This window comes from Tropicimonas aquimaris (genome assembly GCF_042676185.1).
GTDB lineage: Bacteria > Pseudomonadota > Alphaproteobacteria > Rhodobacterales > Rhodobacteraceae > Tropicimonas > Tropicimonas aquimaris.
This window is the reverse complement of the sequence record NZ_JBHTJT010000005.1, coordinates 17,242-43,057: the sequence shown is the minus strand read 5'-3', so window position 1 is coordinate 43,057 and position 25,816 is coordinate 17,242. Positions and strand designations below refer to the sequence as shown.

29 protein-coding genes and 1 tRNA gene are annotated in these 25,816 nt (G+C 63.7%); 15 read left to right on the top strand and 15 right to left on the bottom strand.

Going from position 1 to position 25,816, the window contains the following annotated elements; translation table 11 throughout:
* Window positions 1-52 precede the first annotated feature (52 nt).
* On the top strand, window positions 53-652 hold the full coding sequence (locus tag ACFQ2S_RS01475; RefSeq protein ID WP_386072112.1) for a heme NO-binding domain-containing protein: 600 nt from the start codon (window positions 53-55) through the stop codon (window positions 650-652).
* A complete protein-coding gene (locus tag ACFQ2S_RS01470) occupies window positions 649-1,713 on the top strand; it encodes a GGDEF domain-containing protein (protein WP_386072110.1) in 1,065 nt (354 codons plus the stop codon). The genes ACFQ2S_RS01475 and ACFQ2S_RS01470 overlap by 4 nt, the downstream gene beginning before the upstream one ends.
* A gap of 160 nt (window positions 1,714-1,873) precedes the next feature.
* Here ACFQ2S_RS01470 and ACFQ2S_RS01465 read toward each other — a convergent pair.
* The 9 genes from ACFQ2S_RS01465 to ACFQ2S_RS01425 all read right to left on the bottom strand — a co-directional run bounded on the left by ACFQ2S_RS01465 (window position 1,874) and on the right by ACFQ2S_RS01425 (window position 9,660).
* Window positions 1,874-1,948, bottom strand: a tRNA-Glu gene (locus ACFQ2S_RS01465).
* Between the two features lie 152 nt (window positions 1,949-2,100).
* Complete coding sequence (argE, locus tag ACFQ2S_RS01460) at window positions 2,101-3,240, bottom strand: acetylornithine deacetylase (RefSeq protein ID WP_386072108.1); 1,140 nt, start codon at window positions 3,238-3,240, stop codon at window positions 2,101-2,103.
* A 3-nt stretch (window positions 3,241-3,243) separates the two neighbouring features.
* A complete protein-coding gene (locus tag ACFQ2S_RS01455) occupies window positions 3,244-4,179 on the bottom strand; it encodes a LysR family transcriptional regulator (RefSeq protein ID WP_386072106.1) in 936 nt (311 codons plus the stop codon).
* Window positions 4,180-4,225: 46 nt separating this feature from the next.
* Complete coding sequence (locus tag ACFQ2S_RS01450) at window positions 4,226-4,900, bottom strand: DUF1028 domain-containing protein (protein WP_386072104.1); 675 nt, start codon at window positions 4,898-4,900, stop codon at window positions 4,226-4,228.
* Window positions 4,901-4,904: 4 nt separating this feature from the next.
* Window positions 4,905-5,321, bottom strand: coding sequence for a RidA family protein (locus ACFQ2S_RS01445; protein WP_386072102.1), 417 nt, complete (start codon window positions 5,319-5,321; stop codon window positions 4,905-4,907).
* Window positions 5,322-5,337: 16 nt separating this feature from the next.
* Window positions 5,338-6,480, bottom strand: a complete 1,143-nt coding sequence (locus tag ACFQ2S_RS01440) for an aromatic ring-hydroxylating oxygenase subunit alpha (protein WP_386072101.1) — start codon at window positions 6,478-6,480, stop codon at window positions 5,338-5,340.
* A 25-nt stretch (window positions 6,481-6,505) separates the two neighbouring features.
* The gene (locus ACFQ2S_RS01435; protein WP_386072099.1) at window positions 6,506-7,765 is read right to left on the bottom strand and encodes a flavin-containing monooxygenase; all 1,260 of its coding nucleotides are present in this window, start codon (window positions 7,763-7,765) and stop codon (window positions 6,506-6,508) included.
* 212 nt (window positions 7,766-7,977) lie between these two features.
* Window positions 7,978-8,511 carry a cysteine dioxygenase family protein gene (locus ACFQ2S_RS01430; RefSeq protein WP_386072098.1) on the bottom strand — a complete coding sequence of 178 codons (534 nt, stop codon included), beginning with the start codon at window positions 8,509-8,511 and terminating at the stop codon, window positions 7,978-7,980.
* A gap of 183 nt (window positions 8,512-8,694) precedes the next feature.
* Window positions 8,695-9,660 (bottom strand): class I SAM-dependent DNA methyltransferase, encoded by a 966-nt coding sequence (locus ACFQ2S_RS01425; RefSeq protein ID WP_386072096.1) that lies wholly within the window; start codon window positions 9,658-9,660, stop codon window positions 8,695-8,697.
* A gap of 520 nt (window positions 9,661-10,180) precedes the next feature.
* Between ACFQ2S_RS01425 and ACFQ2S_RS01420 the strand changes: the two genes are divergently transcribed.
* Window positions 10,181-10,576 carry a TadE/TadG family type IV pilus assembly protein gene (locus ACFQ2S_RS01420; protein ID WP_386072095.1) on the top strand — a complete coding sequence of 132 codons (396 nt, stop codon included), beginning with the start codon at window positions 10,181-10,183 and terminating at the stop codon, window positions 10,574-10,576.
* Window positions 10,576-12,036 (top strand): hypothetical protein, encoded by a 1,461-nt coding sequence (locus ACFQ2S_RS01415; RefSeq protein WP_386072093.1) that lies wholly within the window; start codon window positions 10,576-10,578, stop codon window positions 12,034-12,036. The genes ACFQ2S_RS01420 and ACFQ2S_RS01415 overlap by 1 nt, the downstream gene beginning before the upstream one ends.
* Window positions 12,037-12,238: 202 nt before the next feature.
* On the opposite strand, the gene ygiD is transcribed toward ACFQ2S_RS01415, so the two are convergent.
* Window positions 12,239-13,060 (bottom strand): 4,5-DOPA-extradiol-dioxygenase, encoded by an 822-nt coding sequence (gene ygiD / locus ACFQ2S_RS01410; RefSeq protein ID WP_386072091.1) that lies wholly within the window; start codon window positions 13,058-13,060, stop codon window positions 12,239-12,241.
* Between the two features lie 49 nt (window positions 13,061-13,109).
* A complete protein-coding gene (locus ACFQ2S_RS01405) occupies window positions 13,110-13,532 on the bottom strand; it encodes a DoxX family protein (protein ID WP_386072089.1) in 423 nt (140 codons plus the stop codon).
* Between the two features lie 147 nt (window positions 13,533-13,679).
* Between ACFQ2S_RS01405 and ACFQ2S_RS01400 the strand changes: the two genes are divergently transcribed.
* From ACFQ2S_RS01400 to ACFQ2S_RS01390, 3 genes are all read left to right on the top strand, one after another.
* Window positions 13,680-14,576 (top strand): LysR family transcriptional regulator, encoded by an 897-nt coding sequence (locus tag ACFQ2S_RS01400; RefSeq protein ID WP_386072087.1) that lies wholly within the window; start codon window positions 13,680-13,682, stop codon window positions 14,574-14,576.
* 107 nt (window positions 14,577-14,683) lie between these two features.
* On the top strand, window positions 14,684-16,066 hold the full coding sequence (locus tag ACFQ2S_RS01395) for a sensor histidine kinase (protein WP_386072086.1): 1,383 nt from the start codon (window positions 14,684-14,686) through the stop codon (window positions 16,064-16,066).
* Window positions 16,063-16,710 (top strand): response regulator, encoded by a 648-nt coding sequence (locus tag ACFQ2S_RS01390; RefSeq protein ID WP_386072085.1) that lies wholly within the window; start codon window positions 16,063-16,065, stop codon window positions 16,708-16,710. The genes ACFQ2S_RS01395 and ACFQ2S_RS01390 overlap by 4 nt, the downstream gene beginning before the upstream one ends.
* Window position 16,711: 1 nt before the next feature.
* Here the strand turns inward: ACFQ2S_RS01390 and ACFQ2S_RS01385 are convergent, their stop codons facing one another.
* Both ACFQ2S_RS01385 and ACFQ2S_RS01380 read right to left on the bottom strand, forming a co-directional pair.
* Window positions 16,712-17,503 (bottom strand): hypothetical protein, encoded by a 792-nt coding sequence (locus ACFQ2S_RS01385; RefSeq protein ID WP_386072084.1) that lies wholly within the window; start codon window positions 17,501-17,503, stop codon window positions 16,712-16,714.
* Between the two features lie 533 nt (window positions 17,504-18,036).
* Complete coding sequence (locus ACFQ2S_RS01380) at window positions 18,037-18,165, bottom strand: hypothetical protein (RefSeq protein ID WP_386072083.1); 129 nt, start codon at window positions 18,163-18,165, stop codon at window positions 18,037-18,039.
* A 232-nt stretch (window positions 18,166-18,397) separates the two neighbouring features.
* Between ACFQ2S_RS01380 and ACFQ2S_RS01375 the strand changes: the two genes are divergently transcribed.
* Window positions 18,398-19,297, top strand: a complete 900-nt coding sequence (locus tag ACFQ2S_RS01375) for a bestrophin-like domain (RefSeq protein ID WP_386072082.1) — start codon at window positions 18,398-18,400, stop codon at window positions 19,295-19,297.
* 396 nt (window positions 19,298-19,693) lie between these two features.
* Here the strand turns inward: ACFQ2S_RS01375 and ACFQ2S_RS01370 are convergent, their stop codons facing one another.
* A complete protein-coding gene (locus tag ACFQ2S_RS01370; protein WP_386072080.1) occupies window positions 19,694-20,734 on the bottom strand; it encodes a helix-turn-helix domain-containing protein in 1,041 nt (346 codons plus the stop codon).
* On the bottom strand, window positions 20,731-21,156 hold the full coding sequence (locus tag ACFQ2S_RS01365; RefSeq protein ID WP_386072079.1) for a hypothetical protein: 426 nt from the start codon (window positions 21,154-21,156) through the stop codon (window positions 20,731-20,733). Before ACFQ2S_RS01365 ends, ACFQ2S_RS01370 begins: the two co-directional genes overlap by 4 nt.
* Before the next feature lie 272 nt (window positions 21,157-21,428).
* Here ACFQ2S_RS01365 and ACFQ2S_RS01360 point away from each other — a divergent pair, with 272 nt between their 5' ends.
* The 7 genes from ACFQ2S_RS01360 to ACFQ2S_RS01330 all read left to right on the top strand — a co-directional run bounded on the left by ACFQ2S_RS01360 (window position 21,429) and on the right by ACFQ2S_RS01330 (window position 25,558).
* Entirely contained in the window at window positions 21,429-21,743 is a 315-nt protein-coding gene (locus ACFQ2S_RS01360; protein WP_386072078.1) for a hypothetical protein, read from the top strand.
* Window positions 21,740-22,084 (top strand): hypothetical protein, encoded by a 345-nt coding sequence (locus ACFQ2S_RS01355; protein ID WP_115395229.1) that lies wholly within the window; start codon window positions 21,740-21,742, stop codon window positions 22,082-22,084. Before ACFQ2S_RS01360 ends, ACFQ2S_RS01355 begins: the two co-directional genes overlap by 4 nt.
* 107 nt (window positions 22,085-22,191) lie before the next feature.
* Complete coding sequence (hflK, locus tag ACFQ2S_RS01350) at window positions 22,192-23,259, top strand: FtsH protease activity modulator HflK (protein WP_386072075.1); 1,068 nt, start codon at window positions 22,192-22,194, stop codon at window positions 23,257-23,259.
* Entirely contained in the window at window positions 23,256-24,344 is a 1,089-nt protein-coding gene (gene hflC, locus ACFQ2S_RS01345) for a protease modulator HflC (protein WP_386072074.1), read from the top strand. Before hflK ends, hflC begins: the two co-directional genes overlap by 4 nt.
* A 23-nt stretch (window positions 24,345-24,367) precedes the next feature.
* The gene (locus tag ACFQ2S_RS01340) at window positions 24,368-24,760 is read left to right on the top strand and encodes a phosphate-starvation-inducible PsiE family protein (protein WP_386072072.1); all 393 of its coding nucleotides are present in this window, start codon (window positions 24,368-24,370) and stop codon (window positions 24,758-24,760) included.
* A gap of 43 nt (window positions 24,761-24,803) precedes the next feature.
* On the top strand, window positions 24,804-25,082 hold the full coding sequence (locus tag ACFQ2S_RS01335; protein WP_386072071.1) for a hypothetical protein: 279 nt from the start codon (window positions 24,804-24,806) through the stop codon (window positions 25,080-25,082).
* A complete protein-coding gene (locus tag ACFQ2S_RS01330; protein WP_386072069.1) occupies window positions 25,079-25,558 on the top strand; it encodes a hypothetical protein in 480 nt (159 codons plus the stop codon). The genes ACFQ2S_RS01335 and ACFQ2S_RS01330 overlap by 4 nt, the downstream gene beginning before the upstream one ends.
* Window positions 25,559-25,816: the final 258 nt, after the last annotated feature.

Here is a 25,816-nt window from a genome sequence, read left to right as displayed (position 1 = left end):
CCGTTTCTTAAGGGTCGAAGCCTAGCGTCTACCCGCAAGGAGAGGCCAAGCTATGCACGGATTGATCAATCGTTCCATCCAATGCTTCGTGCGCGACACATATGGTGTCGAGCGGTGGCTGTCGATCGCGGAGGCGGTGGGCATCGGACCGGAAGGCTTCGAAGCCATGCTCGTCTATGACGACGCTCTCGGGAACGCGCTTCTTCGCGAGGTCGTGCTGCAACTCGACAAGCCGGAGGAGATGGTTCTGGAGGACGTGGGCACCTACCTTGTGAGTCACGAGAATACGGAGGCAATTCGCCGCCTGTTGCGCTTTGGCGGGGAGACCTTTGCCGACTTCCTGCACTCGCTCGACGATCTGCCGGACCGCGCCAAGCTGGCGGTTGCCGACCTGGAACTGCCGGAACTCGAACTTACGGACGAGGACGAGGCGAACTTCACGCTGCATGTGCGCGGCGTTCACCCGGGCTTTGCCTTCGTGCTGGTCGGGGTATTGCGAACCATGGCAGACGATTACGGCGCGCTCGTGCTCCTGGATCAGCACCGCGAAGGCGACGGCAATATGGCGGTGAGAATCGGAGTGCTCGACTCCTCCTTTGCCGAAGGGCGACGCTTCTCGCTGGCCCGGCGCCCACAGCAGGTGATCACATGAACGTCGGCGCCCGCGTCAACCTTGAGACCTGCCAGCCGCAGACCTGCAATCCGGACCTGCTGCGCAAGCTCAACCTGCTCGACATGGAGGCGCTTTCCGCCTTCATGCCGATGCATCTGGTCGTCGCGAACGACGGCCGTATCCTGCGCGCAGGCCCGACGTTGCTCAAGCTGCGCCCCGAAGGCGGGCTGATTGGCGGGATGTTCTTCGACGTGTTCGAGATGCGCCGGCCGCGCGGCGTGACCCACATCGCCTTGCTGCCCGTGCAGGACGGTGGCCGCTTCTTGGTTATCTTCAGGGAGGGGGTGCGGAGCCACTTCAAGGCCTTGGCCGCAAACCTCTCCTGTGGGCGCGGTGTGCTCGTCAACCTGTCGTTCGGGATCTCGGTGGTCGATGCGGTCGAGGCCTACGACCTGTCGTCCCGCGATTTTGCGGCAACCGATCTGGCCGTGGAAATGCTCTACCTGTTCGAGGCAAAATCCGCGGCGATGAGCGAATCGAAAATGCTCAACCAGAGACTGCAGGGCGCCAAGGTCGCGGCAGAGGAGCAGGCGTTCACGGACACGCTCACCGGCCTAAAAAACAGGCGTGCGCTCGGTCACGTCCTGGATCGTTTCGAGGCGACCGGCGTGCCGTTCGGTCTGATGCAGGTGGATCTCGACTACTTCAAGCAGGTTAACGACAGGTTCGGCCATGCCGCGGGCGACGAGGTGCTCCAGGTCGTGGCCCGCATCCTCGTTTCGGAGACCCGCGATTGCGATACCGTGGCGAGGGTGGGGGGCGACGAATTCGTGCTGGTGTTCCAGCGGCTGGTCGATACGGAGGTACTGCAGACAATCGCCCATCGGATCATTTCGCGCCTCGAGGAGCCGGTGCCGTATGGTGGCGATGCCTGCCGGATCTCCTGCAGCATCGGCATCGCGACGAGCGTTTCGCATCCGGGCGTCGGAGCCGACAGCCTTCTGGATGAGGCGGACAAGGCTCTATACGCCTCCAAACATGCGGGGAGAGGGCGTTGTATGCTCGCCAATCCGGACGCCGGCTCGGCCGCTGGGGCGTGAAATCGCAATCGATCATACAGCCGGCCCCGCAATGTTGATTTTGCGATCTGCAGCGCAGTCGTGTCTGGCCGCAGCTAGATGCAAACCCGATGGTGTGAAACGCCATCACACCCAGTAGGCCTTTAGGCTTGGGATCATACCAAAAATCTCGGGAAATCGCTGGCAGTCCGTAGGGGAATCGAACCCCTCTTTCCAGGTTGAAAACCTGGCGTCCTAACCGATAGACGAACGGACCGTACCAGCGTGGCGCGGTTAGTAGCCAAGGATTCGGGGCATTGCAAGCGCCTTTGCGATCTGAATGCCTCAATGATCCGAACGGATACACGGCCCTCGCCACAGACCTCGCCTCGAATGCCGCGAGGGTGAGAGAAAACGCCTGCCCCGAGATCAAGTGCCGTCGCGGAGACGATCGGCCAGCCGGTCCATGAAGGCGTCGCAGGCGGCCAGTTGATCCATCGCAAGGAACTCGTCCGCAATATGCCCCTGGTCCATCGAACCCGGGCCGCAGATGACGGTCGGGATACCGGCAGCCGCGAAATGGCCGGCCTCGGTGCCATAGCCGACCTTGATGGTCTGACGGCGGCCGGAGAGCGTCACGCCCTCGCGGACGCAATCTGTGTCGGGCGGATGATCGAGCCCCGGGTAGCCGCCGAGACGCTCCAGCGACACCCCACAGTCGGCCTTGCCGGGGTCGGCCCGTCGTGCCGCTTCCCGAAGCCGATCTTCGATCGCTTCGGAGGATTCGGCTGCCACGTGGCGATACTCCAGGTCGATCACGGCCTGCTCCGGGACAATATTCAGCGCCGTGCCGCCCTGCATCCGGCCGACATGGACGGTGGAATAGGGCACCGTGTAGCCCTCGTCGCGCGCGCCGGTCCGGGCGAGCTCGGCCTGGATCTCCCGCACGCCCGTGATGAAATCGGCGGCGAGGTGAAGCGCGTTGATGAAATCCGGCGCCATCGATGAATGGCCGGCCTCGCCGCGGCAGATGGCGCGCAGTGACGCCTTGCCCTTGTGCCCGGTCGCGACCTGCATGGACGTCGGCTCTCCCACGATGCAGAGCCGGGGCGCGCCGATGGTCGGTCCGAGATGCCGCAGCATCTGAGGAATGCCGAGGCATCCGGCCTCCTCGTCCCAGGAGATCGACAGCTTGAGCGGTTCGCGCAGTCGCCGACCCGTGATCCGGTCGGCCAGCGCAAGGGCGGACGCAAGAAACCCTTTCATATCCGTGGTCCCGCGAGCGTACAGCCGGTCTCCGTCGCGCCGGAGCCGGAACGGGTCACCGCTCCAGGCCTCGCCATCCGCCGGGACCACGTCCGAATGCCCCGAGAGCATCACGCCTCCCGGCCCGGCCGGCCCGATCCGGCCGAAGAGGCCGGCCTTCGTGCCGGTGTCGTCGGCAATCCGGTGCACCTCGAAGCCACGCTGCGAAAGGTAGTCCTCCACGAAATCGATCATAAGCACGTTGGAATCGCCGCTGACGGTCGGAAACGCGACCAGACGATCGAGGAGATCGAGGCTATGCATCGTTCAGGTCCCTGGCGCCTTCAGTCCGGGGATCGTTTCGGCGGTCACGACCTCCCGGCAATGCTCGGCAAAGGCCGAGATGTTCAGGATCGATCGCGCGCCGGGCGCCATGGCGAGGCCCAGCCGCAGGCTCCGGACCGTCCCGGTCAGCGGAACCGATACCACCCGGCGCCCGTCGGGAGAGGTGTCGGAGAGCGGGCGGATGTTGGCAAGCGAGAAGCCGAAGCCGTTGCCGACGAGTGAGCGCATCACCGCCATGTCGCGGGTTCGCTCCGCGATGCGCGGTCGGATCGGGAGTTCGTCGAACAGGGACAGGAAATAATCCGAGGAATAGGGCAGATCGAGCAGGATCATCGGCAGGTCTTGAAGGTCCGCGACCGCAATCTCAGCCCGTCCGGCCAGCGGATGATCCTCGGCCAGCAGCACATGGGGCGGCAGTTCCGCGAGCGGCAGGAAATCCAGATCGGCAGGGATTTCGAGATCGTAGGTCAGCGCTAGGTCGATCTCCGCCCGTCGCAGCCAGTCGAAGATCTGGGCCTGGGTCAGCTCGTTCTGGCGCACCGTGACCTCGGGAAAGCGCGTCTCGAAGGAGCGGCGCAGGCGGGGCACGACGAGCTGCGCAAAGGTCAGCAGACAGCCGACGGAGAGCGCCCCGCGCACCTTGCCCAACACGTCGCCGGCGAGGTGGTTCAGTACATCCGCTTCGTCCAGCACCTTCTTCGCCTGCACCAGGAACTGTCGTCCGGCCTGCGAGAGCGACAGGCCCTGCGCGTGCCTGCGCACGAAAAGCGGGATGCCGAATTCCTTCTCCAGCTGGGCGATGGCGGTGGAGATCGAGGGAGGGGAGACGTTGACTTGTTCCGAGGCCAGTGCGATCGAGCCGGCCTCGCCCACGGCGACGAAGTATTCGAGCTGGCGGAGGGTAAAGCGCAAAGGCATGGGCGCAGCTAGCCGAAGCCCGCGGGCCGGATCAAGCCCGCCCACTTCACGCGTCGCCGGGGACGCCATAGGACGGAGCCTCGCGGGGATCGAGGGCGCGTTGCACATAGGCGTCGAGCTGCGGCTTGTAGACCTCCCAGGCGGTCGCAACCGCCTCGATGGGGCAATTCTCCGTCCAGTCACACCGCAAGTCGGCCACGGGCCAGGGCACCTTGTCCACGATCTTGAGACCCGCCGAATGCACCGGGCCAGCCTCGCCGCCGGCCGCAAGGCCCGCGCGGAGGGCTGCGATCAGCCGGTCGCCCAGATGGCCCTTGACGCAGAGAAATCCCTCCACGATGGCCTGCGGCACGCCCGGGTCGGCCAGCAGGTTGCCGCCGGAGGCGACGTTCTCGGCACGCGCCTCCGACCAGGTGCCGAGGCTCCGGGTGCCGGAGTGGATCGCCGTCAGCCCGGCGCGGTCCACCGCGAGGAGTTGGCGGTATTCCATGAACCGACCCAGCGACACGATGTGCTCGACGGCCTCGCTCGCCGTCAGGCCCCGTTCCATCAGGTCGAGCGCCAGCGGGCCGAGCGCGGGGTCGGTCACGTTTTGCGACGCCACCGCGCCGATTCCGGCGCGCACGTGGGAACAGCGCGCGGCGACGGCGGGAGAAGACGAGGAGATGGCGATGCCGAACATGCCGGTCTCCGCGCAGCGGGCGACGAGGGAGAAGGTCATCGGCTCAATCCGGGATCACGGCGGTACCGTCGATCTCGACCAGCCATTCCGGGCGGGCCAGCGCCGAGACGACAAGCCCGGTGGAGACGGGATGCACGCCCCGGATGTATTCGCCCATCGTCCGGTAGACCGCCTCCCGGTGCCGCACGTCGGTGATGTAGACCACGACCTTCACCAGGTGCTCCATCGAACCGCCGGCCTCTTCGAGGAGCTGCCGGATGTTCTGCATCACCTTGTGGGTCTGCTCCACCGGGTCGTGGCTGTCGATGGAGCGCGCGTCGTCGAGGTTCTGGGGGCATTGCCCGCGCAGCCAGACGGTGCGGCCGCCACGGGTCACGACGGCCTGGCAGAGGTCGTTGTCGAGGTTCTGTTCGGGATAGGTGTCCGCGGTGTTGAAGGTGCGGATCCGGGTGTGGGCCATGCGGCACTCCGTTATGTCAGGCGGCGCCGTTGATCCGGCGGTTGAGATACTGGGCGAACTCGTAGTTGGGGCGCTCCAGGTGGCTCAGGTGCCCCGGCCGGGACAGCCCCGACAGCAGGCCCTTGTAGACCCGCTCGGTGCAGCCGCGGTCCTCCACGTTGACGTCGTCGAGCAGCGCCTTCAGCCGGTCGAAGTGCACTTGTGCGTTCGCGTCGGCGGCGAATTCCTTGGCCATGCCGCCGCCGTAGAGGATCCGCACCTTTCCCGGGCCTTCGGGATGCAGGGAGAGGTACCAGAAATACCCCGGCGACAGCGTGATGAACAGCCCGGGATAGAGCGAGAGCAGCCAGGTCGTGCGTCGGGCATCGCCCTTGAGCGCGGTGTTGGTCGGGTGGGCAAGGGCAAGGTCGAGCGAGTCGTCCTTGAGGATCCAGTGGTAATTGAAGTTCTCCTCGCCCTCGGGGCAGACCATCTCCTCCAGCTTCACCTGGCCGCCGATGGTGCCCATGTGGCAGACCGGCAGGTGATAGCTCTCCATGAAGTTTTCGGCCAGCACCTTCCAGTTGGTGTCCCAGACATGGGTTTCCTGGAAGCTCTCCACATAGCCGCCCATGTCGAAATCGCCCACCAGGTCGAGCAGCTTGCCGTAGCGCTCGGCCACCGGCGCCGCATCCGGCGCGAGCGAGACAAAGACCCAGCCGAGCCACTCCTCGCAGCGGACCTGCGGCAGCCTGTAGTCCTGCTTGCAAAACCCTTCGTTCAGCCCCATGCCCGGCGCGCCGCGCAGCCGGCCGTCGAGGTTGTAGGTCCAGCCGTGATATGGACAGGTGATGGCGCGGGTGTGGCCACGGCCCTGCAACATGGTCGACATCCGGTGCAGGCAGACGTTGGAGACAGCGCGTAGCGCGCCGTCGCGGTCGCGCACCACCGCCACAGGCTGACCGGCGAGGTCGACCGTGGTGTAGTCTCCCGGCTCGGGCAGGGTGCTGGCGCGGCCGACGCAGAACCATTCCTTGCCGAAGATGTGCTCCAGTTCGGCCTCGACGAAGGCTTGCGAGGTATAGACCTCGGGCGGCATCGCCTCGGCGCGCTCGAAGGGCAGGGCGGTGTTGGCTGCAAGCAGGGCTGCGGGATCGGTGTCAACGTGATCTCTGGCCATTCCCGGTTCCTCTTTGCTCCTGTGCTCAGCGCGCGGTGTCGGGCGCATAGTCCCGATAGACCCGCTGGGTCGCGATGTGATCCGCAACATACCGGGCATCGTGCCAGACGCCCCAGATAAAGGAAGACCCCCGGCGCGATTGCCACGGCAGGCCGAGGAAATAGATGCCGGGCTCGGCGGACACCCCACGCTGATGGCGAGGCTTGCCGTCCGGTCCGAAGGTGTCGAGCTTGAGCCAGCCGTAATCGGCGGCGAAGCCGGTGGCCCAGATGATCGTGCTGACGGCCGCCGCCTTCAGGTCCAGCTCGCGGAGCGGATGGGTGAGGCAGTCCGGGTCGGGCAGGGTGGCGCGCGCCTCGGGCTCTTCAGGCAGGTCGAGCCCGTTGCGGGCGACGTAGGCATCCGCCTCGTCCAGAAGCGCCCGGAGGTTGGCGTCTCCCCGCGCGATGTTCTCCGCAAGGTCGCCCGCAAAGGTCAGGACGCCGTCCCGGCACGCCTCGGTGCGGCCGACCAGCGTCATGCCGTCATGGGCCAGCCCGCGGAAATCGACCGTGTGGCCGCCACGCGCACCGCTCACGGCGATGGTCACGTGCTCCAGCCCCGGCGCCATCGCCGCGGCGTCCCATTTCCCAAGGACGCCGAGCCACCAGACGAAATCGCGTCCGCGGTAGCTGCGGGGCGGCCGGTCGTGGGGGCCGACGGAAAGGTAGACGCGCTTGCCCGCCCGCAGCAGTTCGTCCGCGATCTGCACCCCGGACGAGCCGGCGCCGACGACCAGCACGGCGCCGTCGTCAAGCTGGCCGGGGTTGCGATAGCCGGTGGAGTGGATCTGCGTCAGCCCCGGCGTCTCGGGCACGAGCTGCGGGATGATCGGCCGCTGGAAGGCGCCGGTCGCGGCGATGACGTTCGTGGCCTCGATCACGCCCTCCGATGTCCTCACCCGGAAGCCCGGCCGCCCGTCGAGCCTGCGGACCTCGCGCACTTCCACCCCGCAGCGGACCGGCGCACCGATCTTCTCTGCGTAAGCGACGAAATAGTCGGCGACCGCCTCCTTCGGCACGAAATCGTCGCCGCCGAAGCCGCCGAACTCCATGCCGGGAAAGCGGTCGTGCCAGGCCGGCCCGTTCGCCACGAGTGAATCCCACCGCTCCGAGCGCCAGCGCTCGGCGATCCGGGCCCGCTCCAGCACCAGGTGCGGCACGCCGTTCCTGCCGAGATGCTCGCTCGCGGCCACGCCGGCCTGGCCCGCGCCCACTACGAGCGTGTCGATCCGTTCGGTCGTCATGTCCTGTCCTCTCGCGGCGCCCTGGCCGCTGCGCGTTTCCCGGCCGATTTCACGGGTTGGGAGTTTGGAGGAAAGAACTCTTTTCGTCATCCTTGATTAGGTTTTGCTCAATCCCCATGGCCGTCAAAAGGCTCTTCGGACGAAGGCGACTAAATTTGCCCGCGCCGCCTCTGTTCGGGTGTCGGCATGCGCTGCCCGTGACCCAAGGCCCTTCAGTTGGAGAAGCGGCGCCGGACTTCCTCGATGTCCAGCAATTGCTCGGTCAGCCCCTCGGGCTCCCATTCGCTGCGCTCGGCCTCGAAGAAATCGCCGCCGTAGACATGGAGCGCCGCGGTCAGCCGGGGGATCGGGTTGGTCACGGAATGGATGATGTCCGGCCCCATCGGGCAGACATCGCCGGTGGTCAGCGCCCGTGCGCCCGCCGCCTCGATGAGCCCGTCGGGGTGGTCCTTCACGCGCCGCCAGAAGATGTTGTCTTCCCGCCCGCCATAGATCCCGATCACCGCCCACATCTCGTGGTTGTGGGGCGGGATCGTCGTGGAGGGCTTCCAGGCAAGGTTCACGATCGTCAGCTTGTCGGACTGGTAGAGCGGCGTGATCCCCGGCTCCGTGGGTTCCCCGAGGGCGGCCAGCACGTCGTCGGGGTCGGACATCGCGCGGCGCACCACTTCCTCGACGCTCTTGTGGGTCGGATCGTGGTGCACGGCGGCGAGACAATCGGCAATGAAATGATCGGTGTTGAACATCGAATGCGCCTCCTCTGGGGGGGCATCCTATCACAAACCGGCCGATCTTGCCGCGTTGGGGCGCAGGATTGGCTCGCCGCCCTTCGCCGTTGCCGCGCTCGAGACGGTTGCTGCCTCGAGCGCCGACCTCAATGCGACGAACCTACACCACGAACGATCCCGGGGCGTGACCGCGTGTCCGGCTCACGAACCGGAAAGCTCCACGCGGATCGCAGCATCCGGGATCTGCTGCCCCAAGGCCTCTGATCCGTCATGGGCGGCGCTGCAAAGAACCGCATGGATTACCAGTCCCTCTATCGGCCGGCCGCGGTCCTGGCGAAGAACCTCGCGCGAGATGCTGCACGAGAATCCGGCCTTGGCGAGCAATTGCTCCAGGTAGCGCTCCGAATGGGCATAGCGGCGGCTCGGGCGCAGCACCCAGGCGTCCAGACCCTCATGCAGTTCCACCGTGAAGGCGAACTGTCCGCCGGGCCGAAGCGCCTGCGCGACCCAGGAAACGATCTGTTCCAGCGACCCCAGATAGGCGAAGACATCCGCCGCCGTGATCGTGTCCCAGCTTGCGCCCGACGGTTCGAGTCCCGACAGATCGCGCCGGTTCAGCGCGTCGTAATGCCCCTTGGCCGTCGCTTCGCGCAGCATCTCGACCGAGATGTCCCACCCTTCGAGCCAGAGAGCGCTGTCGCGCAGTTCCCGCCCCATCAGCCCGGTGCCGCAGCCGAGATCCAGCACGCGCCCAAAGGGCGGGCGCAGCCGCTCCGCAAGCAGGCAGGGCGCGCGGTAGTCCAGCCGGCCAAGGAGCGCGGCATCGAACTCCGGGGCGTACTGGTCGAACATGGTTTCGATGAAAGCCGTCGGCATGTCGACGCTCAGCGTCCGCTTGCGCAGCAGGTCGCGGCGCAGTCCGGCGCCAAGCCTGTCCTCGGGATCGGCTTCGATGGCACGTTCGAAGGCTTCCGCCGCCTCGTCGAGACCTCCCTCGGCGCGGATCTCGCCGAGCCGGAACCAGCCGGCAGCCCAACCGGGGGCAAGGTCGAGCGCCTGGAGATAGAGATCACATGCAGCCTGCGGGCTCTCGCCACGGAGGGCTTCGGCAAATTGCGCCCGGCGATCCGCAAGCAGATCTCCCGACGACAGTATAACTGGGTTCATGATGGGTCGCGTGATGTCCAAACGGACTGGTTCCGTCCGCGTCCGGGCGATTGATCGTTTTTCCCAATAGCGTCAAGTCGGGACGGCACAGCCTTGTTGCGTTGCCACCGTCTGCGTCTGTGCAGGCATCCGGTTGGAGCGGCGATGTCCATCGCGGCGTCAGGAACCACAGTCTGAAAGTTGCCGCCGATAGTCGATTTCAATCCGGAGTCGCAGGTTTGAAGATCTGTGTGTTCGCGGGCGACAGGTCAATGCCTTGTGTGCCGTTCGCAAGAGTGTCGGCCTGGGACTTTTTGAGATGCGTCGGGCGGCTGTCTTCCGGTCGCTGGCCCCGATGCTCGCTGCTTTCCCGAACGCTGAGATGCCTATTTCGATCTACCTGCCGAGTCTGCAGCGGCAAACGCTCGATTCACATCGCGTACAAGCCGGGGGTGCCCATTTGTGCCGCAATTGGGCCCAATCCCGAACACAGGCCGAATGGATACTTAAATTCTGATATGCAGACTGAAAGTGTTATCAAATGACTCGCAGATTTCTCAAGAGCGAGCGAGGTTCGGTAACTATTGAGTTTGTTATGTGGTTGCCGTTCTTCGCTTTTCTTCTGTTGTTCGCGGCGGACGCGACTCTCGTGTTCATGCGACAAAGCCAGATGTGGCAGATCTCTCGCGAGACTGCCCGCGTCATTGCCCGCCACGGCATGGACGAACTGACAGCCGAAGCCTACGCCGCCTCCGCAGGCAGCGTTGGAACGCTGGTGCCCACGGTCGATGTGTCGATGGCCTCGGCACGGGTGACGGTCGACATGGCGATGCCGCTCGAGGGGCTCGCTCCGTTCGGTGTGCTCAGATGGATCTATGGCGAACAGCTCGAAGTGCGTGTCACTCACGCGCTGGAGCCAACCTACGAGGCCTCATGATGAAAGGGGTGTTGCGCGCCGCCGGCCGCTTTGGCCGAGACGACTCCGGGGTCGGCACGGTCTTTTCGCTCTACATGCTCATCGTCGTGCTCGGCATCCTCGGCATCATGCTGGACAGCACGCAGGGCTGGTGGAACAAGACAAGGCTCGCGGCTGCCGCGGATATTGGCGCGCATGCCGGCGCGGTGGCGATCGCCAACAACGTGCCAGAGGCGCAGCTGAAGTCGGATGTGGCGGCGATCGTCGAGGAAAACATGCCCCGGACGATCTTCGGACAGGTCATCGACAGCTCCGTGGACGTGGCGCTCGTCCATTATGACATCAAGACGAACCAGTTCGACGGAACGAACGACCCGAACACGGTGATCGTGCGGCTCCAGAGGACGCGGGCGCGCGGCAACGATATCCGCACTTTCCTGCTGAAGTTCGCCAACGTTTCCTCGTTGGAGGCCACGATCTTCAGTGCCGCCGTCTTCGATACCAACGGCAAATGCACCTCGTCCGACGGGATCTACGCGCAGAGCACCGTGACACTGACGAGCCAGACCGATATCGGGGCAGGCTTCTGCGTGCATTCCAACGACAAGGTCTGGTTGCCGCAGCAGAACACCTTCCAGCCCGGCGCCTATGTCTCGATGCCAAAGCTCGCACTTTGCGAGGACAAATGCCAGGATTCGGCCAACCCGGGGATCGTCGCGGTCGAAAGCTACATGCACATTCCCGACATCGCCGCCTGGATCCAGGACACCTACGATGCCTTCGCTTACGCGGGCGTGATCGGCCAAACCGAGATCGTCGAGGAGTTCTTCGATGGTGTCGTTGTCGGCGATCAGACCGAGTTGATCGACAAGAAGATCATCGCCTCGTCCGTACAGCTCGGGTCGGTCGTTACCATGAACCAGGAACAGTTCAATTCCGTGGAAAAGCTGCCCTCGGGCCTGATCTACGTCGTGACCTGCACCTCCGGCGGATCGGGCGCGAAGACCTGGCTCAATTTCAGTGCCACCACCGCGCAAATGAGCCACGCCGCGTTGATGACGAATTGCAATATCAACTTCGGCGATGGCGCGCGGGCGGTTGGCTCGGTGATCGTGACAACGCGCGAAAGTTCGAATGCGACCGTGAAAGCCGGCTCCTCCGTCACTGTTGCGGATCCGAGCAAGGCCTGCAACGAGGATGAACGCACGATCCTGATGTCGAAGTCCAAGGTCAGCGTGCCGGCGGAGTTCACGATCTCCAACCTCACCATGGTCGTCGATGACGATGTGGATATCGCTTCCGCGACCTCCTCGGGCATCATCTCCAAAGGGCTGTCGATCTACTCGTCGCAGCGGGTGAAATTCTCCGCCCAGCACACGTTCCGGACCTGCGGCACGCCCGACGCCTTCCTGACGCCGACGGCCAAGGTTCTGCGCCTCGTGATGCCCCCGCAGATGAGCAACGTGGCGTCGGCGATCTGACTGGTCACGGTAGCCCTGTGATATCCGAAACGTACGAAGGCCGCGCGATGCGCGGCCTTCTGTTTCATGCGGCGCGATTTGCGCTGAGGGGCCGTTGCTGGAACCGTAAGCGCATCAGGGGTGACGCTGGCATAGTGGTTCGCTGTGGTCCGGTCGCGGACGTGGCAACTGATGCGGGTCTGACAGCGCTCCGCATCTCGTCTCAACCGTGAAAGACGAAGGAGCGCATCGAGACGGAGCCGAGATCGAAGCTGTCGTTCATGAAGGTCAGCTCGTCGCGCGCGTCCGACGCGCCGGCAATGGTCAGCGCGGGCAGGTAGTGGTCGACCGACGGGTGCGCCTGATGCAGCAGCGATCCCAGCCACTTGCGATCCGCCAGCGCCCCCAGATCGCGCTCCGTCAGACGCTCGGCAAACAGGCTGTCGAATTCCAGTGCGAAATCCGGTGTCGTTCCGGTCTGGCTGAGCGCGCGCAGGTTGTGCACGATGTTGCCCGAGCCGAGGATCAGTACGCCCCGGTCGCGCAGCTCCGACAGCGTCCGGCCGATCTCGAGATGCCAGTCGAGGTCTTGCGACATGTCGATCGAAAGCTGGAAGACCGGCACGTCGGCCCCGGGGTAGAGGAACTTCAGCACCGTCCAGGCGCCGTGGTCCAGACCCCAGCTGTCATCCTCCTGCGCGTGATGGCTCGACAGCAGCGCGACGACATCGCGGGCGAGCTCCGGGTTGCCCGGCGCCGGGTATTGCTGCGCGTAGAGCTCCTGCGGGAAGCCGTAGAAATCGTGGATGATGCGCGGCATGGCCGAGACATCCACGAGGGTGGTGCCCTTGGTCATCCAGTGCGCCGAGACGACCAGAATCGCTTGCGGGCGCGGCAGGGTCCGGCCCAGATCGGACCAGCTGCGGCTATAGGCGGTATCCTCGATGGCGTTCATCGGGTTGCCATGGCCGAGGAAGACCACGGGCAACCGGTCCGAGGCGTGGAGCCGGTCGCGAAGGGATTGCAGGGATTGGACAGCGCTCATGGCAGGTACCTGTGGCAGGGGGCGCCGCCCGGTAGGCGGCGCCGTTGAATCAGGCGAACTGGCCGAGGGCCTTTTCGACGGCGGGCAGCTTGAGGGCGTAGGCGCCGTTGCCGAGCAGCGCGAGAGAGGCTTGGGCGACCGCCCAGAACAGCGGGAATTCCCAGCCGCCGCCCTCGTTGGAGAACAGCCACCCGGCGCCCGAATGCACCCAGACGGCGCCGAGCAGGATCGGCAGGACCGCCAGCGAGACGAGCCGCGTCGCCACGCCGAGGATCAGCGCAACGCCGCCGCCGATCTCGGCGATGATGGTCAGGTAGGCGAAGATGCCGGGCAGGCCGAGGCTCTCGAAGAAGCCGACCGTGCCGGGGATGGTGAAGACGAAGAGCTTGAGCAACCCGTGGGCGAGAAAGGCCGAGCCGGTGGCGATGCGCAGGGCAAGGGCGGCGTAGGGTGCGGTGGTCTGGTCGATCATCGTGTCAGGTCCTTGTGTCGGTAATCCGTCCGCACGCTGGCGTTCGGTGTGTTTCGATCTGAACCGAACGTAGGACTTGCCCGTGGTCAACAAAATGGCGAAGGTGGTGTATGACTATCGTCATTTCATTCTCAATTGGAGGCGACCTTGGATCTCGTTGACGGCCTGAGGGCCTTTGTCGCGACCGCCCAGACCGGCTCCTTCACCGCGGCGGCGGAGCAGATGGGCATCTCCAACCGCCTCACCTCGAAATACGTGGGTGCGCTGGAGGCCCAGCTCGGGGTGCGGCTTTTCCAGCGGACCACGCGCAAGGTCGGGCTCACGGCGGCGGGCGAAGACCTGATGGCCCGGGCGCCGGCCCTGATCGACGAGCTGGACGACATGCTGGCCGAGGTGACGGAAGACACGCGCGGCTTCACCGGCACGATCCGCATCTCGGCCCCGGTGATCCTCGGGGAGACCTACGTGAACGGCATGCTCGGCCGCTTCGCCGCGCTGCATCCCGACCTTTCCATCGACCTGCGCCTGACCGACCGCTTTTCGGACCTTGCCAGCGAGGGGATCGACCTTGCCTTTCGCATAGGCACAACCGCGATGCTCTCGGTCAAGGCCCGCAAGCTCGGCGCCGTTGCGGGATGCGTTGCGGCGAGCCTGGCCTATCTCGAGACACACGGGCGCCCCGAGCACCCCGACGATCTCGCGCGCCACATCTGCATCCTCGACACCAATCGCCGGACCCCGGCCCGCTGGGTCTTTCGCCATGGCGAGCAGAAGGTCGCCGTGCCGGTCTCGGGACGGTTCATGGTCAACTCGGCCCGTGCTGCCTGCGAGCTTGCCGTGGCCGGACAGGGGATCGTCTATGGCCCGAAATTCGCGCTGCACGAGGCCATCGAAGACGGACGGCTTGTCCCCTTGCTGGAGGATTACGCGGGCGACGAAAGCCCGATCTCAGCGGTCTACCTCGAAGGGAGGACGCTACCGCGCAAGCTTCACGCGCTGATCGATTTCGCACAGCAGGACATTCGCAGCGCAGGCGTCCTTTAGAACCTGCAAGAGGCCCGGGCACCCTGCGACCGCAAATCACCCCGTCTTCGGACCAAAGCCCGTGTTCGTCGCATTGGTAACGTCGCATAAATGGCGGGATGGAGCGAGTGCGGAACGAGAAATTCCTGTGGAGAGGCGCGTCTCTGGCAACGCAATACGCGTTTGCCAGCAGTGCTGTGCTTGTCGTGGCCGCGATCCTCGTGGGGACGGTGGTGTCTCGCAGGATCGAGGAAAATGTCGTCCGCAACAGCGCCAATTCCACCGCCATGTTCATGGAAAGCGTGCTGGCGCCGATCGCCCAGCAATTCGCGGATCAGGAAACCTTGTCGCCCGGCGCCCGGCGCGCGCTTGAGGAGATATTCGAGAACACCCCGATCGGCGAGCGGGTGATTTCCTACAAGTTCTGGAAACCCGGCGGTCGGATCGTCGAAGCCTCCGACCCGGCCATCGTCGGAGAGGTCTTTCCGGTGACCGACGATCTTCAATTCGCCTGGCAGGGACACGTGGCCGCCGATTTCGAGGCGCTCGGGGATGCCGAGGACGCTGGAGAGCAGGCGCTCGGCCTGCCGCTGCTCGAAGTCTACAGCCCGATCCGGGAGTATTATTCCGGCGAGATCATCGCGGTCGTCGAGTTCTACGAGGTGCACGAACAGCTTGCCGCCGACCTCGCCCGGGCGCGCCGTGATGCATGGCTGGTGGTGTTCGGCGCCTTCGGTGGGCTTGGCGTCATCCTTTACTTGATAGTCTTGCGCGGCAGCCGCGTGATCGACCGCCAGCAGAGGCGCCTCCTGAACCAGTATGCTGAACTGGAGGCACTGTCGGCGAACAACCAGGATCTTCGCCGGCGGGTGCGCGACGCCGCCGGGCGCTCGGCGGAGCGTGCGGACAGGGTGATGCGCCAGATCGGCGCCGATCTGCATGACGGGCCGGCGCAGCAGTTGGCCTTTGCCGCGCTACGGCTCGATGCGTTGCAGGAGGCGCAGACGGTCGCGGCTCGACAGGGAGAGATCGACCGGATTAACAGTGCCATTGCCGATGCAATGACCGAGATTCGAACGATTTCGCGCGGATTGTCATTGCCGGATGTCGCCGACAAGACGCCCGCAGGGATCGTCGAGATGGCGGTCGAGGAGCACCGCTCCCGCACCGGAAATGCGGTCGCGATGGAATTGGCCTGCGACGGCCCGGTCGACATGCCGTTCGCCGCCCGGCTCTGTCTCTTCCGCTTTGTCCAGGAAGGGCTGAACAATGCCAGCCGACATGCCGAAGCCGCCGGGATGGGGGTATCTCTTGCCTGTGACGCCGATCGGCTGACCCTTGCCGTAACAGACGCGGGGCCCGGTTTCGACCCGGCGTACACGCCGCTCGGCCTCGGTCTGTCGGGGCTCAGGGATCGCATCGAGAGCCTCGGGGGGGCGTTTCATGCCGGGCGGGGAAGTGGCCCCGGGAGCGACCTCCGGCTGAGCTTTGATCTGGGAGAATGGAAATGACATCGCTGCGTATCCTGATCGCTGACGATCATCCACTGTTTCGAGAAGGGGTCGCGGTGCTGCTGGACGGACATGAGAGAACGGTTGTCGTCGGGCAGGCGGATTCCGGACGGCGCGCGCTCGAAATGGTCCGCTCCCTCGAACCCGACCTGGTTCTGCTCGACCTCTCCATGCCGGACGGGGGACTTTGGGCACTCCGGGAGATCAAGGCCCTGGAGAACCCGCCCGTCGTAGCGATGCTGACAGTGTCGGAGGAGGATGGCGACGTCTTCAAGGCGCTGCAGGCGGGGGCGGATGGCTATATCCTGAAGGGGATCGGGGGCAGGGACCTGCTGGCCGCCATCGAGGATCTGGCCGCCGGTCGCAGCTACGTCTCGCCTGGGCTCGCCATGAAGGTGCTGCAGGCGATGCGGGGCGGTCCGGCCAAACCGGCGAGGGAGGACCCGCTGGACAGCCTGACCGCGCGGGAGGAGGAAATCCTCCGGCTCGTTGCCACGGGCAGCAGCAACAAGGAGGTCGGGCTTGCGCTCGACCTCCAGGAAAAGACGGTCAAACATTACATGACCATCATTCTTCAGAAACTTCAGGTCCGGAACCGGACAGAGGCCGCGCTCATCGCACACGGCCGCTGGCCGGAGACTTGAATTACCGAACCGCCTTGAACAGCCGGGCGCGGTCAGATTGCCGTGCGCGGCGCTCGATGACCGTCCGGTTCTGCGGGTCCTTCAACTCGTAGCGCCCGTTCTCGATCTCTTCCTTCCATCCGTCGGTGTAGGTGATCTCGATGTTTTGGCCTGTGGTCTCAAGCTTCGCGACCACGCCGCCGCCGCGGAACTTGCCGTTGCCCGCCGCTCTCTGAGCCCCTGCGGAGCCATTCGTGCGCGCGGCCGACGCAGTGCCAGCCTGCTGAAGCCGGGCGTAATCGCTCTGCCGCGCCGGGCGTTCTTCCACGGTGCGTCCGCTGGCATCCTTGCGCTCGTACCGGCCGTTCTCGATCTCGATCTTGCTGCCGTCCCGGAACGTCACCTCGATGCCGTCGTCATCGCTCATGCCGCCGTTTTGGCCGCGTCCGCGGTCGTCACCGCGCTCGCTCCGGTCGTCTTTGCCACTCCCCTTGCCTGACCGGTCATCATCGTCATCGTCATCGTCATCGTCATCGTCATCGTCATCGTCATCGTCATCGTCATCGTCATCGTCATCGTCGTCGTCATCATCGTCGTCATCATCATCGTCATCGTCGTCATCATCGTCGTCGTCGTCATTATCGTCATCATCGTCGTCGTCATCGCTGCCCTTGGCCCAGGCCGCAGAGGTGTCGATCGAGGCGACGAACCCGTCTTTCTCCAGCCGCAGGTGAAACGGCGCGGCCGAGAGAATGGCCACTGCCAGGGCAAGACTTGCGGTGGAGGACAAAAGTTTCCTGAGTTCTTTCGACATGTGGTGTCTCCCGTTTTGGCCCCGGTTCAGCGGGGCAAAGGTGTGATAGGCAAAGGCCCGATGAAACCAGCTAACCCTGCAGGAGACAGTGTTTCTTCGGACCAAGGTCGGACGACGTCACGGATTTGGTCCGGCCGGCATCGCTTTCGAATGGCAAAGACGGCCAGAACCATCTGAAGGCGTTCGTCTGTCGGAGAGAACCAGGTGTCGTCCGCAGGGAGATTCCGGCAATCATCGGAAGGCCATCAAGACCGAGGTGCATGTAGCCCAAGGATTGACCGGTCGACCTGTCGGAAACTCAGGTTTCGAATTGTGGGGCCCCACGCCCGTTGGTTCAGTCCGTTGATTCGATGACGCATTGAAAAGTCCGGACGTTGAACGTTGTATCGTGGCGATACAATGTGTGCTCGCAGAAATCACGTCGTGACTGGACAGCGTATTTTCGGTAAGTTCATCTCTGGTTTCGGTCCTGCCAGAATTGCCTCACATCGCGTGCGGTACGACCGGCGAAAAATCCTTTCAGGCAGGAAGCCTCAGGCTCCTTTCACCTCACGCGAGGCGTTCAAAAGTTCAGCTTCGGGGAAGATGGGACGATGGATTTCGATCTGCTCACCTTCATTCACCAATGCCGACAGCTTGCCGAACCGGTCGAATATGCCCACCTGGTTCGAAGTCAGGTCGATCTCGGAAAATTGCTGCAGGATACGCCAACTGCGTTCGACAACGCCGACTGCGAGCCCCGAAAGCGAAGCACTTAAACACTATCAATGCTCTAAAGTCGACTTCGACCGATCAGTTTTTGATCTCCCGTCCTACATCAACGGCACGTCAATATTTGACGGCACCTCCAGACCGCCGGGCTTTGACCAGTGTCATTGACGGGACTCGGATACGGTGCTGACCCTTTGCTTCAGTCTGAATGGCCTTAACCTGCAATGGTGTGATCAGATGTCTGGCACTGAGACGGCGGATCTCTTTGTGGGCTTCACCGAACCGTTGTTGCCCTTTTCCTATCTCGCGGTTCTGACGCTCGTCGTCTTGCCGGTCGCCGCATTCCTCGGATTCCGGGTCGGCCAGATCGCACACCGACGCAATCAGAACAACAAAGGCCAGCCCGAGCAGGCGCCAGGCGCCACCTCACTCGGAGCCATGCTGGCACTCCTCGGGCTTCTGCTCGGTTTCGCCTTCAGTTCGGCGCTCGGTTGGCGCGAGGAGCGGCAGGGAGCACTGGTCCGGGAGGCGGCGGCAATCAGCACGGCCTTTTTGACCGCCAATCTCGTCGATGAACCCGGGCGCACGGTTCTCCAGTCCCAGATACTCGCATACGCGCGGACTCGCATCGCGAACCCTGCGGACATTCGGACGAAGACTGCATGGAACGCGTTTCTGGAACGGACATTTGAATCCCAGACGAAGATTTGGCCTGCGACAATGCAGGCCATCGGCGGAGCAACTTCCGATCCGATCCGGGCAGCCGTCGTGCGCAGTGTGACCGACATGCTCGACGCCCATACCCTGCGCCTCGCCGCAGCAGCCGAGCAGATCCCGCCCCCGGCCAAGCTCATGATCTTTCTGGCCTCCGTCGTTGCGATCTTTGTTGTGGGCAACCGGACTGCGTTGCAGGGCAGAGAGCTAACGTGGCACGTGTTTGCTTTTGCAGGCCTTCTTTCTGTCGTGATGATCGTGATTTTCGACCTCGATCGAGCACTGGAGGGGTCAATGAGGGTCAACCCTGACACCTTGATCGCCACTATCCGGGAGATGGAGACGGCCTTGGGAAATGCCGCCGACTGACAGGCTTCGGCGCGTCTGATGCGCGATCCGGTCAAACCGACGGGTAGAATCTGGGGCCAACCGGGACAGGCTGCCCCCTCGGATTGGTGGCATCTGGAAGGCGTCCAAGCACAAGAGCGTTGGCGCATGGCGGATGGCGGTTGGCGGATGGCGGATGGCGGATCATGCAATCAGCGTTTCTCGAGCGGCAACCGATAAACGTACGGCGCCTTCGTGACCTCCGCCTGAACAGACGCCCCCACGTTGAATGTTGAGACGGGCGCGACCGTAGGCTGCGCGCGCAGAAATCCGGTCGTCAACAATCAAGGTCAGGCCGTGACGAAAAAATTGCCGGTGCCGCTATGTGCGCCGACGCGACAACCGAATGGTCCGGAGGACCGCGTGTGACCGGTGTGGTCAGGCACTTCGTATCGCTGCATGTCTGGCGCAATACTCGGTGGGCGTAACGCCGGTCCACTTCCTGAAAGCCCGGCGAAGGCTGTTCACCTCGCTGTATCCCAGAGCCGCGGCGATCTCCTCCACGGAATGGTCCGTTTCTTCGAGCAGGGTCGCGGCTCGCTCCATCTGAAAGGCGACGAGGATGTCACGGAATCGGCACCCCTCTGACGCGAGATGCCGTTGAAGTGTTCGCCTGCCGAGGCCGAGCCATTTCGCGACTGCTTCCTCCGAGACGTCGCCTGTCGGCGCCAGGATGCTCAATGTATCCCGTACGAACTCCGCCAGACTGCTCGGCGGACGGCTCCGCACCATCGCCCTGAGGTCTCGATAGACCGGCGCAGTTCGCGCATCTCTTGGGGACGGATTGAGAGCGCGCAGGACGTCCCCACGAATGGCTATGCCGGGAAGAGATGCGCCCCACCGGATCGCGGCTCCGAGGCTGGCATCGAGTGTCGCGTCGCTGCGGGCGGTTCCAGGAAGTTCGATACACTTCGGCAGCCAGTCGGGGCCCGCGTAGTGGCGTACGAGATCAATGAGCAGGACAACGGTACCTTCATCGATATGTCTTGCCCCGACTACCGAACCGATGCCGGAACGGAATTGCAGGATCAGGAAGTCCCCATCGTCTCGCAGCTCTGCAGAGGAGCCGGACTGCAGAAACCCGAGAGCGCGAATTCCGCGTACAAGGGCCGCCGAAACACGGTAGGTGAGAATGGCGAGGTCACCGCTCCGCGTCACGCGCCGTTCGGCCATGACGACGGAACGCCAGCCAGTCCTCTGCCGAAGATGGGTCCAGATCTGGTCACCCTGAAGGATGCCGGGCGGATAGGGAAAGATCATCACTGCGTTGGTCGCCGTGGTCGCCCGCGCGTTGTCGGCGTCACTGGTCCAGAAGTGTTCCTCGATGTCCCAGAGAACATCCCGTTCGACTGGGGACAGGGTACCGGTGCGGTGCGCTGCATGGGCCGGTGCTCTTGCTGTCTTGGTGGAAACGGTCATTCGCCTGACCCTGACCCGCCAATCATGAACATTTGAAACAGAACAAGGATGATCGTGAGCGCCGTCCAGATCGCGCCGCTGGTTCCCGGGCGGCCATCGGCCACCGTTGAAGCAGCGCGCTGCAGGGCACCTGACGTCCGGCCTTCAGGAAGCAGCTGGCTCAAGTCTCGTGCGACCCTGCCATGATCGCTTGCGAGCGCAGGAACGTCCCGAAATCGGGCAAGCAGCGTTCCCAACCGCGCGTGCGCCGCGTCGCGCCCCAGCGTGACCAGATCAGCGGTCTCCTTCCAAGGATCGAGGCCAAGCCGCGCGAGCGTGGAGAGCACAGTCACGGCATAGCCGTTACGGTCCTCGCCGACCGACGCCTGGAGAAACCGATCGAACTCGGGCGGGTGCGGGTTGCGAATTTTGGTTTGGGACATCGCCAATCCTTTCAAGGGTTGCAGGAACGCAGATCATCCCTGTTTCCCAAAGAATACGCGCAGGTCGGTCTCGCCGCCCTCACGCAGGTCAGTGCTGGCGACTGCCGCCAAGGAGGTCGCAACCGGTTCGGCGCCCGGGACTAACATGCGTCAGCGCCAGTTAGATGCTCCCGACGTACAAGAGAAGAAATCGTTCAACTGGCCAGGCCCGGGATCTGAGGGGCCGTCAGCAGTGGTGAGCGACGGATCTGCCAAAATCGTGGAGGCCAGAGATGAGCGTGCGTTCATCCAGTGTGAGGGTGACTTTCCTGCACCCGTTCAGCCTAGCCGATTTTCCGGACGAACTTCCGGCCGGGGACTACGAAGTCCTGATTCAGGAAGAACTTGTACGCGGGCAAGGTTTCGAAACTTATCAGAGGACGGCGACCCATATGACCGTTCCTGGCAGAGGTGATCGGGCGGGTTGGATGGAACTGCACACGATATCAGAGCGCGACCTGAATGAGGCGTTGAGCCGGGATCAGGCTCCGACTGAGATGAACAACCACAGCGAAGCGGCGCTTTCTCCGCAGGAGGACTTGAAATGAATACTCCCGAATGGCTCAAACCCGGCATCTATGGCGCCGTGATCGGTGCTGTCTTTGTCGGTGTCGTCGGCTTCACGTGGGGCGGCTGGGTAACCGGCGGCACTTCGAATGACCGGGCGATGGCGATGTCCCGTGACGATGTCGTCGCCTCAATGGTACCGGTCTGCCTCGACATGGCGCGGTCAGACCCGGCTCGGGCGGACAAGCTTGCAACGATCCGGGCAGCCTCGACCTACCAGCGGCGCGACGCTCTCATGACAGCCGGCTGGGCGACGATGCCAGGAACCGATGCCCCAGACCGAGACATTGCGCAAGCCTGCCTGAAGGAACTGGACCTCTGAGGTCATGCTGTTCAGAGCCGATGATGTGATGGCGCAACACCGGTCGCACCGTCAAACGCGCGAGCCACGCATCGCCTCGAGCGCCGAAATCGAGACAGGAGCTTGCGATGCCTTCTGATGACAATGGACCGGAAGATCGCGGACCTTGGAAAAACAAGCGGACCCGCGTTCCCCCTGAGGTTGACGCAATTCTCAGGCGGGGCCGGGATCGGTTGCACGGCATCCTGCCGGACGGTCTGCCGCCGGTGAAGCGTCTTGCGATCGGGGCCGCCATCGCGCTTGCGGCGTATGGGGCGTGGTCCTCATATTACACGGTGCCGAGCGACTCCGTTGCGATTGTCCAACGGTTCGGGAAGTACTCGGCCGAGGTTCCTCCAGGACTGCACTTCAAGATCCCGTTCGGGATCGACGTGACCACGTTGGTCCCGGTCAAGCGCCAGCTGAAACAGGAATTCGGATTCACGACTCCGGGCGCCACCGACCCCTATCAGAGCCCGACAGACGGTCGCCGCGAGACCGAGATGGTGACGGGCGATCTAAACGCGGCGCTGGTGGAGTGGGTGGTGCAGTACCGGATTTCCGAACCCCGGAAGTTCCTGTTCGAAGTGCGCGAGCCGAGCGCGACCCTGCGCTACGTCTCTGAATCCGTCATGCGCGAGGTTGTGGGGGACCGCACGGTCGACGAGGTGATCACCGTCGGGCGCCAGGAAATCGAAAGCGAAGCCCTGGTGAAGATGCAGGCGCTCGCGACCAAGTACGCGATGGGCATAAGCATCGACCAAGTGCAGTTGAAGAACATCAATCCGCCCCAGCCGGTTCAAGCCTCGTTCAACGAGGTCAATCAGGCGCAGCAAGAGAAGGAACGGATCATCAACGAGGCCCGCCGCGAATACAACCGCGTCATACCTCTGGCCCAAGGCGAAAAGGACCAGCGTATCCGCGAAGCCGATGGGTATCGCCTGCGGCGGATCAACGAAGCCGAAGGCGATGCTGCCCGCTTCACGGCGCTTCTGACGGAATACCGCCGGGCGCCAGAGGTGACCCGGCGCCGGATCTACATCGAAACCCTTCAGGATGTTCTGCCGGGAATTGGTTCCAAGATCATTGTCGACGGGTCCACGGCAAGTATCCTGCCACTCCTGAACCTCGATCGACAAATGGGGGTGCAACCATGAAGACCATTTCGCTCATCGCCGCCGGAGTTGCGGTCGCCGGGGTCGTCACGGCGTCATCCGCCGTCTACACGGTCGGGGAGGTGGAGCAAGCCATCATCACCCAGTTCGGCAAGCCGGTCGGCGCGCCGATCACCGAGGCCGGTCTCAAGGTGAAAGTGCCCTTCGTTCAGGAGGTCAACCGGATCGACGCCCGCGTCCTCGAATGGGACGGCTCGCCGTCGGACATGCCTACAAAGGACAAGCTCTACATCTCGGTTGATCTCTTCGCGCGCTGGAAGATCACGGATCCGCTGCAATACTTCCTGCGCCTGCGCGACGAACGCAGTGCCCAGTCGCGCCTCGACGACATTCTCGGCAGCGAGACGCGGAATGCCGTCGCCAAGCATGAGCTCATCGAGATCGTGCGCACCACCAAGGGACGGACACCGCTTAGGGACACGCTTCTGACCGACCAGGAGCTTGCGCAGGACATTGGCGCCCTCGTTCCCATCACGAAGGGGCGGGCGCTGGTCGAGCAGCAGATCTTTGAGGCGGCGGTGGAGAAGGTGCGCGTCTTCGGGATCGAGCTTCTCGATATCCGCTTCAAACGCATCAACTACAACGAAAGCGTGCGACCCAAGATCTACGATCGCATGATCTCGGAGCGGCGGCAGATCGCCGAACGCTTCCTGTCGGAAGGCAACGGCGAAGCAGCCCGGATCCAAGGCAATCGGGTGCGGGATCTAAACAAGATCCAGTCCGAAGCCTATCGCGCGGTCGAGGAAATCCGTGGCGCGGCCGATGCGGCTGCGGCTGACATCTATTCGGGCGCCTACAACGTCGATGCCGTTTCGGTCGAATTCTACGACTTCACCCGAACCATGCAGGCCTACGGCGACATGATTTCCGACGACACGACGCTTGTCCTGACGACGGACAGCGATCTGTTCCGGTTCCTGCGCGGCATGCAGGGCGAGGCAGACGCCGTCCGCGACCCCGGCAGCGTCTCGGGCGACGGAGGCGTCGCGTCAAACGGCAGGACCATACCAGTGCAAGAAGCCGCGACACCGATCGTGACACAGACGGAGGCCGAAGCAGGCCGATAGGTTCATGGCCGAAGGCCGCAATCATGAATAGAGGGCATCAAGCGGGAGCGGCAGCGGTCGACACGGCGGTGCCCCAACAGGAAGACGACAGCGCGGGGCGCGGCGAAAGGCTGTTTGCCCTGGGTCTGCTTCACTTCATCGAGCGTCTGTTGCTGGTTGTGATCGTGGCCCTGACCCTCCTCGCCGTCGCGCTCGCAGTCCTGGCCATCTATCGCCTTGGAACCATCCTGCTGGCCGATATTCTGCTGATGTTTCTCTATCTTGAAGTGATCGGAATGGTTGCGGTGCATTATGCCAAACGCAATTCCGCATTCGTGTATCCGATTTTTATCGCCATCACTGCGGTCGGACGGCTGGCCGTCCTGCAGGGCAAGGAAATGGCGCCGGAAAACATTCTGATCGAGGCGGCCACATGATGATGCGCGAAAAAGATTTGGCGCGCGTTTTTGAGCTTCCATAATGGTAAATAACTATTCTCCACTGAAAGCGGACAGCTATCTTCATGGCGGAAGCCCCTTCAATGGCATTTGGACTGCCGAGGCCGGTTTCTTTGCGCTTCTGAGCAAGACACGCACACTTAATTTCCGTGCCCCTAACCTGCGTCAGCACCCGATGTCCGCCTGGCTGGTAGGCGGATGGCAAGAGCTGGATCGTGACGAGGCGATGGCCTGCGTGCCCGCGCTCGAACACAAGACATGCGCCGTCGCGATGCGCAGCGCGAAGGATGATAAGCCATGACATCAGTTGAATACCTTACTGGGGCGGCAGCAGAAACGACCGATCTCGAACGGCGCGTCCTAGCCCATGAACGGATCCTGCAGGCCCTGATCGCCTACATGGCCCGTACCGAGCCGCGTTTCGTCGACCACCTGCGGGAACGCTTCGTCGAGCCAATGAGTATGGCCCGGCGCGAACACGACCACCGAGAAACCGACGACTACGCGGAGGAATTCATTCGCGCCGTGATGCTCCTCGGAGAAGAGCGTGCGCCCAAAGCGATGGAGCCGGACACGACCGAGAAGCAACCAGTGCCGCCGAGACGCGGAGACGGACAGGTGTCGGACATGGACCGCTCTGCGCGGCCGGATCGAGTGCAGATCCGTCAGCGAAGCGGTATCTGGGAAGTGAAGGTCGACGGCAAGTTTCACGGTGACTACCACCAGAAGGAACTTGCCCTTGCGGCCGCGGCCCTGGTCAAGTTGTCGACACTATGACCGGTAGCACCCAACCGACAGTCCCGCAGGACTTCGCGATCCAGGTGGCCGAGAACGAAGGCATGCCATCGAGACCTAGTCCCAAGGGCTCTATGCCAACGGTCGCGCGTACTCGGCGGTTGACCGGAACGCTCAAGCTTGGGCTATCGAAGATACGCGCGAAAACCGATAGCTTCTGGTCCGCCAGGGAGCGCCGATGATGCACCACAAGGAACCGATGAGACACCCGCTGGCAATGCCGATCTCTCGGATGGCCAT

Excerpts from the sequence above, each read along its gene's own strand:
- ACFQ2S_RS01445 (WP_386072102.1), bottom strand. The coding sequence starts at position 5,321 with ATGGCCCACACCCGGATCCGCACCTTCAACACCGCGGACACCTATCCC.
- ygiD (WP_386072091.1), bottom strand. The coding sequence starts at position 13,060 with ATGAGCGCTGTCCAATCCCTGCAATCCCTTCGCGACCGGCTCCACGCC.
- ACFQ2S_RS01450 (WP_386072104.1), bottom strand. The coding sequence starts at position 4,900 with ATGACCTTCTCCCTCGTCGCCCGCTGCGCGGAGACCGGCATGTTCGGC.
- ACFQ2S_RS01355 (WP_115395229.1), top strand. The coding sequence starts at position 21,740 with ATGAATACTCCCGAATGGCTCAAACCCGGCATCTATGGCGCCGTGATC.
- ACFQ2S_RS01340 (WP_386072072.1), top strand. The coding sequence starts at position 24,368 with ATGAATAGAGGGCATCAAGCGGGAGCGGCAGCGGTCGACACGGCGGTG.
- ACFQ2S_RS01470 (WP_386072110.1), top strand. The coding sequence starts at position 649 with ATGAACGTCGGCGCCCGCGTCAACCTTGAGACCTGCCAGCCGCAGACC.
- ACFQ2S_RS01425 (WP_386072096.1), bottom strand. The coding sequence starts at position 9,660 with ATGAACCCAGTTATACTGTCGTCGGGAGATCTGCTTGCGGATCGCCGG.
- ACFQ2S_RS01365 (WP_386072079.1), bottom strand. The coding sequence starts at position 21,156 with ATGTCCCAAACCAAAATTCGCAACCCGCACCCGCCCGAGTTCGATCGG.
- ACFQ2S_RS01335 (WP_386072071.1), top strand. The coding sequence starts at position 24,804 with ATGGTAAATAACTATTCTCCACTGAAAGCGGACAGCTATCTTCATGGC.
- ACFQ2S_RS01330 (WP_386072069.1), top strand. The coding sequence starts at position 25,079 with ATGACATCAGTTGAATACCTTACTGGGGCGGCAGCAGAAACGACCGAT.
- hflK (WP_386072075.1), top strand. The coding sequence starts at position 22,192 with ATGCCTTCTGATGACAATGGACCGGAAGATCGCGGACCTTGGAAAAAC.
- ACFQ2S_RS01415 (WP_386072093.1), top strand. The coding sequence starts at position 10,576 with ATGAAAGGGGTGTTGCGCGCCGCCGGCCGCTTTGGCCGAGACGACTCC.
- argE (WP_386072108.1), bottom strand. The coding sequence starts at position 3,240 with ATGCATAGCCTCGATCTCCTCGATCGTCTGGTCGCGTTTCCGACCGTC.
- ACFQ2S_RS01405 (WP_386072089.1), bottom strand. The coding sequence starts at position 13,532 with ATGATCGACCAGACCACCGCACCCTACGCCGCCCTTGCCCTGCGCATC.
- hflC (WP_386072074.1), top strand. The coding sequence starts at position 23,256 with ATGAAGACCATTTCGCTCATCGCCGCCGGAGTTGCGGTCGCCGGGGTC.
- ACFQ2S_RS01360 (WP_386072078.1), top strand. The coding sequence starts at position 21,429 with ATGAGCGTGCGTTCATCCAGTGTGAGGGTGACTTTCCTGCACCCGTTC.
- ACFQ2S_RS01440 (WP_386072101.1), bottom strand. The coding sequence starts at position 6,480 with ATGGCCAGAGATCACGTTGACACCGATCCCGCAGCCCTGCTTGCAGCC.
- ACFQ2S_RS01385 (WP_386072084.1), bottom strand. The coding sequence starts at position 17,503 with ATGTCGAAAGAACTCAGGAAACTTTTGTCCTCCACCGCAAGTCTTGCC.
- ACFQ2S_RS01390 (WP_386072085.1), top strand. The coding sequence starts at position 16,063 with ATGACATCGCTGCGTATCCTGATCGCTGACGATCATCCACTGTTTCGA.
- ACFQ2S_RS01435 (WP_386072099.1), bottom strand. The coding sequence starts at position 7,765 with ATGACGACCGAACGGATCGACACGCTCGTAGTGGGCGCGGGCCAGGCC.
- ACFQ2S_RS01420 (WP_386072095.1), top strand. The coding sequence starts at position 10,181 with ATGACTCGCAGATTTCTCAAGAGCGAGCGAGGTTCGGTAACTATTGAG.
- ACFQ2S_RS01455 (WP_386072106.1), bottom strand. The coding sequence starts at position 4,179 with ATGCCTTTGCGCTTTACCCTCCGCCAGCTCGAATACTTCGTCGCCGTG.
- ACFQ2S_RS01430 (WP_386072098.1), bottom strand. The coding sequence starts at position 8,511 with ATGTTCAACACCGATCATTTCATTGCCGATTGTCTCGCCGCCGTGCAC.
- ACFQ2S_RS01475 (WP_386072112.1), top strand. The coding sequence starts at position 53 with ATGCACGGATTGATCAATCGTTCCATCCAATGCTTCGTGCGCGACACA.
- ACFQ2S_RS01370 (WP_386072080.1), bottom strand. The coding sequence starts at position 20,734 with ATGACCGTTTCCACCAAGACAGCAAGAGCACCGGCCCATGCAGCGCAC.